Origin of the sequence: Neobacillus cucumis, assembly GCF_016908975.1 — a bacterium.
Classification (GTDB): domain Bacteria; phylum Bacillota; class Bacilli; order Bacillales; family Cytobacillaceae; genus Neobacillus; species Neobacillus cucumis.
In genome coordinates, this window is record NZ_JAFBEX010000040.1 from 23,372 (window position 1) to 30,246 (window position 6,875).

The window sequence follows — 6,875 nt, forward strand, 5'->3', positions numbered from 1 at the left end:
CATTTATGTGAACCGATAAAATGTCTGGACTATTTGCCAGACATTTTTTTATTTATAATTTTCACTTTTTTGTCATAAAAATTCAAAATATTTAATTGACAATGGTTCTCAATGAGAATAGAATTAATATATGATTTTGAAACTGAAATTCATTCTCAATTAATGGCAACACAAGGGGGACCCTATGGGTAAGAAAATAATACCTATCATATTTATTCTTCTATTAATTATGGGGATTAACGTACATAACCCTGTCTTAGCAGCTGGTAATTCTAACGAAGATATGACAAGGGCTGAGGTGTATGTTAATCAAGCCATTGATTTAGCTTCAAAAGGTGACCTTTCGGGTGCTGAAAAGGCTTATGATCAATTTAACAAAACATGGAGACAAATTGAAGAAGGAATAAAAGCTGATTCGGCTACTGCATATCGAGACATTGAATCCAATATGGGTAAGGTCGTTTATGCATTGACCATTAAAAACCAAGATCAAGTTTTGGTGGCTTTAAAAGATTTAAAAGCCGTTAACGATAAATTTGCAAGTGGCGGATACCCAAAAGAAGCAGGTTTTAAGGAAGAAGATATAACTTTGGATGAATTTATCATGCTTCTTCAAGAAACAAAAAAAGAAGTAAAGGAACAAAATCAACATGACGCACTTGAAGGAATCAAAAAAGCAAGTGATAGTTGGTTAAGTGTGGAAGGAGTAGTAGTTGCACAATCCGCCACTGTGTATAGTGATTCAGAAAGAGATTTGGTTACGATTCAAGCTATGCTTTCTGATAATCCACCAAATTATAGGGAAGCCAATAAAACCATTGATAACATGATTAATTACCTAACCCCATTGGCGAATAAGTCTCAATATACTTATTGGGATGCAGCGATGATTTTAATTCGTGAAGGTTTAGAAGCATTACTCGTGGTAATCGCTCTTATGTCCTTTGTGAAAAAATCAGGAGAGGGCAAGGGGAAAGCTTGGATATGGTCTGGAGTACTATCAGGGCTTGGTGTTAGTGTAATTCTAGCAATTATTGTAAAATTCATTATTTCATCAGGTGCTTTTGGTAATAACAATGCTCTTATCGGCGGTTGGACAGGAGTATTTGCGGCAGTTATGTTACTCTATATGAGCTACTGGCTTCATAGTCAATCCAATATTGCTGATTGGAATCGATATATTCGAGAAAAAAGCCAAACCGCTTTAACGACTGGTAAACTTATTTCCTTGGGTGTACTGGCTTTTCTTGCAGTATTTCGTGAAGGAACTGAAACAGTATTATTTTACATTGGTATGGCAAGTCAAATAAAATTTCAATCGCTTTTAATAGGTTTTCTCATTGGAGCTGCCATTTTAGGAATCCTTGCTTATCTGATGGTATATGTGGGACTAAAATTACCGCTTCGTCCATTTTTTATGGTTTCTAGCATAATTGTATTCTATTTATGTATTAAATTTACGGGTATGGGCATTCATAGTCTTCAATTAGCTGGGTTAATTCCAACGACAAATTCTGTAAGCATCCCTAGTATAGACTTTTTTGCACTTTATCCTTCATGGGAAAGCACGATACCACAGATGATTCTTGTTCTTGGAGCGCTTTTAATAATTTTGTTCAAAAACATAAAAAGCAAAAAACTTATTACTTCAACAAACAATAATATATAAATAATGGGGGAAAATTATGAATAAGTTAACATCATTGGTACTATCAATTGGTTTGGGAGTTTCCTTAATTTTGGCAGGTTGTAGTTCTGATAACAGTAAAGTATCAGAAGGGGTCACTCAAATGTTGGATACAACAGAACAACTTTCAAAAGCTATTGATAGTGGAGATCAAGCAAAAGTAAAAAAAGTTGGACCGCAATTAGAAGATCAATGGTCTTCATTTGAAGATGATGTAAAGAAGGATAATAAAGAATTATATGAGAAAATAGAAAAATATTTAGATCCTACAATTGCTGGTTCAGAAGCAGCAACTCTGGATAAAGAAGCATTAGGTTCCTTAAATGACCAACTTACGGGTGCTTTGAAGGAATTAGAAGAGAAAACGAAATAACCAATGAAAACAATCAAAAAGCAGAGGAAACCTATCCTCTGCTTTTTGATTGTTTTCATTCTTGTTAATGTTATTAACAGTTTAATTAAAAATAATATTTAATTACATAATTCAATTAATACAGTAAAGAAAAAATTGATGTATAATAAAAAAATGAAACAAGGTTCTATTAGATAAAGTATTAACAAGAAGGTGATTATGTGAGATCTTTTTTAACCATCATGATTATTTGTGTGATGATGTTAGCTGGATGCCAGAAGGAAGTAAAGCAATATAAAAATGGCAAATTAGTTTATGAAGGTACCGTTAATAGCAAAGGAGTTAGAGAAGGGTCGGGGAAGCTGTATGACCCTGAGACAGGAAAAGTGATTTTTAAAGGTATGTTTAGAAATGGTCTTGAGTTAAAAGGAACTATGTATGACAAGAATGGTGAAAACCCAACACCCTATGAAGAATAAAAATCAAAGCCTACTCCTTATACAAATATGATGAATATGGATAAAATGTCGAGTGTAGATACTATGGAACTGTGAAAATCATTATTATAAAAGTTGGAAGGAAGAATTCCTTTCGGGGGTCCAGATGGTCAAAAAAGTCATTATAGTTCTTTTACTAGTTACTATTATCAGTTTTGGAATTAGAGAAAAAAACACTCTTTTTCTGATGATTCTCCAAGGCGGTTCTCCAGCAGTAGTGTTTAGTCTACTGTTGCTTTCTTTATGCGTCTTTTTTCCAATCATCCCATTCCCTGTAACGGCTGGTACGATTGGAGCGGTTTTTGGACCGCTGAAAGGGAGTATGATTACCCTTTCAGGCTCCATGATTGGAACGGTCTTGTTCTTTTTTCTTATGAGGTATGGGTATCGAAAATGGGCTCAACAAAAGTTAAAAAAATATCCAAAAGCACAAAAGTATGAGAATCAGCTTAAAGAAAATGCATTTATGGCGATTTTTATTGCTCGATTAATACCAATTATACCTGCACCAGTCGTGAATATTGGATGCAGCCTAAGTACAGTTAATTGGAAAGTCTTTGTTATGGCTTCTGTTATTGGAAAAATACCTAACATATTATTTTTATCTTTTGCAGGAGCAAGCTTTCAACATAATATGTGGTTTTCTATTTTAATGTACTCTTTTTATTTAGTTATTATTTTAGTTGTTAATATTGTTTTGGTGTATCGGAAGGTACCTAGAATAAAGTAGGGTTAAATTCTAAAGAATATTTCACCACAAATTACGGCTATTAAGATTAAAATGTCTAATACAATTAGTCCAATTATCAGATGTTTCAGATGTTTCATATACTAAACAACCTCTCGTCTTTATTTCAATTTATGTATTTAATCATATTAAGAATAACAAAAATACCTTATGATTTTATTAAAAATACCTTAAAAAGAATTACTGGAGAATTTATTTATTCAAAGGTCATTAAAATTAACCGATTAATAGCAAGAGGGACTGTAAAATATGTTCCTCTTTTTAATTTTAGTGACTATTTTATTGTAATTAGCCACGTATTGACTCCAGGGTAATAAGTGAAAAAACTAAATATCAACTTAATACTACATTATAATTTGCAATTTGTTTTAACGAAATTGAAATTATTTGGTATCAAGTACCTAAAAATACATTTAATACTTCATTAAAAATTCATGAAAAAGAAGGCTTATATAAAAAATCCGTGTTACCATTGTATGCGTAAGGTGTGAGTAGCTTTCCGTTGGAAAGGTTTAAAAACATCTATTTAATAAATTTTGTTGAAAAAATAGAGACTTTAGAAAACTTGTCTCATTATCATAGTGACTTTTGCTGAATAGTAACCAACGCTGATTACTATCTAAATATAATCATAATTTTGTTTTAATTGCTTAATTTTGAAATATAGAAAGGATGATATTATGACTAAAAAAATCCTAATGATTTCTTCTGATCATACTGGTCATGGACATAAAAGTATTGCTGAAGCTTTGAAAGAAAAAATAGGTTTGGATTCTAATATCGATATTTGTGTTGTGGATGGATTTGCTTTAGGCGGAACATCTTTATTAAAGATTGGTAAATCTTACGGTCCGATTACCAGATTTTCCGGGCAACTATGGAATGCCATCTGGCATTTTTCTGCAATGAATTCCATTTTGGTAGACAAATTCATAGAAGTAATGATCAGAAATAATTTTCTTGAATTACTGAAAAAAGAGAAACCTGATTTTATTTTATCCATCCATCCGAATTTCAATGGTTCGGTCATTAATATATTGCGCAAGGAAGATATACAGATTCCTTTCGGTACCCTAATTGCGGATCTTGTAAATATATATCCCCTATGGGCTGACCCAAGAGCAGACTTTATCCTTAGTCCCACTGACGAAGCTAAGGAAAAATGTATTGAATTCGGTGTATCAGAAGAAAAAATTAAGGTTGTCGGATTTCCTGTTCGGGAAAGATTTCTTGAGAATACAAATAATAAGATAAATAAAAAATCGACTATTAACTTTTTGATGATGAGTGGTGGTGAAGGGGTAGGCAATATGAGTGTCATTGCCGAAGAACTTCTTGAACACTTTGATTGCACTGTTAGCATTATCGCAGGCAGAAATGAAGAGTTAAAAATCGAACTTGAGTCTTCTCTAAAAGGACGATTTGGTGAACGGGCCCAAATTTATGGGTTTGTTACAAATATTCAAGATTTAATGCAAGCAGCAGATGTGGGTATCTTAAGAGGGAGCCCAAATGTTATGTTTGAAGCAGTAGCAACCAATCTACCCATTATTATTACTGGAGCACTGCCAGGACAGGAAAAAGATAATCCATGGTTTGCTGAGAAGTATAATTTAGGCGTGTTTTGTCAAAATAGAACAGACCTATCTAGTATTATTGAAGAATTGTTAGCCAATAACAGTGAACGTTTAGCATCCATCATGGAATCCCAAAAAAACTTTATTAATAAGCATGCAGCAGATGATATTTTAAAATTAGTCCTCAATGCTGAAAAAGAGGAATACGTACCTGTTAAGAAAAAAAGATTTTCTATTGCTTATGCTTTAAATAAATAACTTTTCTTTAGATTGTAAATTTATGTCACAATAATTATTTAAAAAAGTACCCATTCTAATTGGCTGGGTACTTTTTTTATTCTGTACGATTAATACTATTTTTATATCCTCGGATAAATCTTAAATCGATTACAGCATCATTCCATATTTAATAATAAGGTAAGAAATTTCTTATTAACAAAATTCAAACCGAATGCATATATAATACACATAATATTCCCAGAATAAACTAAGAATGGTTACGAAACCCATAGGGGGAAATATATGCATTTGTTATCTGTTTTGCTAATTGGTATTGCCTCCAATCTTGATAATTTAGGTATTAGTGTTTCATATGGTTTAAGGTCAACAAAAATTCCGATTTTCTCTAATTTGATTATTGCTTTTGTTTCCATGCTATGTGCTTATTTTTCAATCATTGCTGGAAAATTTATATCTGTTTTTATTTCTATGAGGATTGCCAATTTTACAGGGGGGTTAATTTTAATTTGTATTGGAATTAAATGTATAGTAACGTCAATCCTTGAAGAAAACTCAACGAGTGACGTTAAAGTGGATTCTAACTATTCGCAAGTTATAACTCATCCTGATTTAGCTGATGTTAATGATGATAAGATTATTTCTTTAAAAGAATCTATTTTTCTCGGATTTGCCTTAGCCATAAATTGTTTAGTAATGGGATTAGGCGCTGGCATAACTGGGATTTCTCCAGTTTTAACAACATTCTCCATCGGTGTGTTCTCTTTCATATCCATTTGGTGCGGATTAAAACTTGGGAATAAGATTTGTGGGAAAAACATTGGCAAATACTCAAATATTGTAGCTGGTTTACTGTTAATCATAATCGGTGTTTACGAAATGATTGTATGAAACGAAAGAGAAGTATCATAAATGTTCTTTTTATATAAATGTTGTTTTTAGTCAAAAATAAGGACCTAGCTAGTCATAACTAAGTCTTCAAACGTCTTACTGTTCACTTTCCTGATTGTTCACTAAAACTTGTACTTAATGACAATTTTTCCTTATATTTGTCTAAACAATTTTTACAAATACAATGTTTTCTTCTACTTTCTGTTGGAACTAAATTAAAGATTTCAGCTGGGAATATTTCTTTGTCACACCAACAGTTACCGTGTTCTCCAGCACCTGTCATACACTTGTTTCCTTCTCCACAGATAGGACAATATTTATTAACCAATCATATCTCTCCTCGAAACATTATATATAAGTCTATAACTTATTTTTTATTATACCTTAGATTTACCTTGTTTAAAAAAGCAATATCCACTTAAAAAGAGCCATAAAAACAAAAATAGAGAGTTGGTGAGACCAAACTCTCTATTTCTACGTCAAAGATTTTTATAAATTTATCATGTATAGGTTTATTTAACTCATTATATTTAAAGGTTAAACGTTCTGTTTTATTGGTAAATATTGTTTAATGATTTTTCTAATAAAAGGGATTACCCAACGATCTAAATCGAATTCACCTGCATTGAAACCTGCAAATAGGATAATTCCTCCTATTAGTATATCTGAAGGATTGTGTGAAACAGTGCCTGCCATAAGATAGGAAAAATTCATTACCAATGCAAAAACACAAGCTACTGTTGTTAAGCATCCGAGAATCAGTCCTAGTCCTACTAGAAACTCTCCTAAAGTGTTATTGATATATTATATAGTCCATAAATTGACGGTATTAGGTGTCCGTAGTTTGACGGAATTACTGTCCGACCATATTTCTGAAAAAAGGGAG

At 32.1% G+C, this 6,875-nt stretch carries 7 protein-coding genes; 6 read left to right on the forward strand and 1 reads right to left on the reverse strand.

All coding sequences use genetic code 11. From position 1 onward, the window contains the following. Nucleotides 1–184: 184 nt before the first annotated feature. From JOC76_RS28255 to ytaF, 6 genes are all read left to right on the forward strand, one after another. Nucleotides 185–1,669 carry an FTR1 family iron permease gene (locus JOC76_RS28255; protein ID WP_205182111.1) on the forward strand — a complete coding sequence of 495 codons (1,485 nt, stop codon included), beginning with the start codon at nucleotides 185–187 and terminating at the stop codon, nucleotides 1,667–1,669. A 16-nt stretch (nucleotides 1,670–1,685) separates the two neighbouring features. Continuing rightward, on the forward strand, nucleotides 1,686–2,060 hold the full coding sequence (locus tag JOC76_RS28260; protein ID WP_205182112.1) for a hypothetical protein: 375 nt from the start codon (nucleotides 1,686–1,688) through the stop codon (nucleotides 2,058–2,060). A gap of 200 nt (nucleotides 2,061–2,260) precedes the next feature. Next, on the forward strand, nucleotides 2,261–2,518 hold the full coding sequence (locus tag JOC76_RS28265) for a toxin-antitoxin system YwqK family antitoxin (RefSeq protein ID WP_205182113.1): 258 nt from the start codon (nucleotides 2,261–2,263) through the stop codon (nucleotides 2,516–2,518). Nucleotides 2,519–2,642: 124 nt separating this feature from the next. Further along, entirely contained in the window at nucleotides 2,643–3,266 is a 624-nt protein-coding gene (locus tag JOC76_RS28270; protein ID WP_205182114.1) for a TVP38/TMEM64 family protein, read from the forward strand. A 698-nt stretch (nucleotides 3,267–3,964) separates the two neighbouring features. Then, the gene (locus JOC76_RS28275; RefSeq protein ID WP_205182115.1) at nucleotides 3,965–5,119 is read left to right on the forward strand and encodes an MGDG synthase family glycosyltransferase; all 1,155 of its coding nucleotides are present in this window, start codon (nucleotides 3,965–3,967) and stop codon (nucleotides 5,117–5,119) included. Between the two features lie 264 nt (nucleotides 5,120–5,383). Continuing rightward, nucleotides 5,384–5,989, forward strand: a complete 606-nt coding sequence (ytaF, locus tag JOC76_RS28280; protein ID WP_205182116.1) for a sporulation membrane protein YtaF — start codon at nucleotides 5,384–5,386, stop codon at nucleotides 5,987–5,989. Between the two features lie 103 nt (nucleotides 5,990–6,092). On the opposite strand, the gene JOC76_RS28285 is transcribed toward ytaF, so the two are convergent. Then, nucleotides 6,093–6,317: a cysteine-rich CWC family protein gene (locus JOC76_RS28285; RefSeq protein ID WP_205182117.1), complete on the reverse strand. Its 225-nt coding sequence runs from the start codon at nucleotides 6,315–6,317 to the stop codon at nucleotides 6,093–6,095. Between the last annotated feature and the right edge of the window lie 558 nt (nucleotides 6,318–6,875).

Bases quoted from the DNA above. Each gene is read 5' to 3' on its own strand.
- JOC76_RS28255 (WP_205182111.1), top strand. From the start codon at position 185: ATGGGTAAGAAAATAATACCTATCATATTTATTCTTCTATTAATTATG.
- JOC76_RS28260 (WP_205182112.1), top strand. From the start codon at position 1,686: ATGAATAAGTTAACATCATTGGTACTATCAATTGGTTTGGGAGTTTCC.
- JOC76_RS28270 (WP_205182114.1), top strand. From the start codon at position 2,643: ATGGTCAAAAAAGTCATTATAGTTCTTTTACTAGTTACTATTATCAGT.
- JOC76_RS28275 (WP_205182115.1), top strand. From the start codon at position 3,965: ATGACTAAAAAAATCCTAATGATTTCTTCTGATCATACTGGTCATGGA.
- ytaF (WP_205182116.1), top strand. From the start codon at position 5,384: ATGCATTTGTTATCTGTTTTGCTAATTGGTATTGCCTCCAATCTTGAT.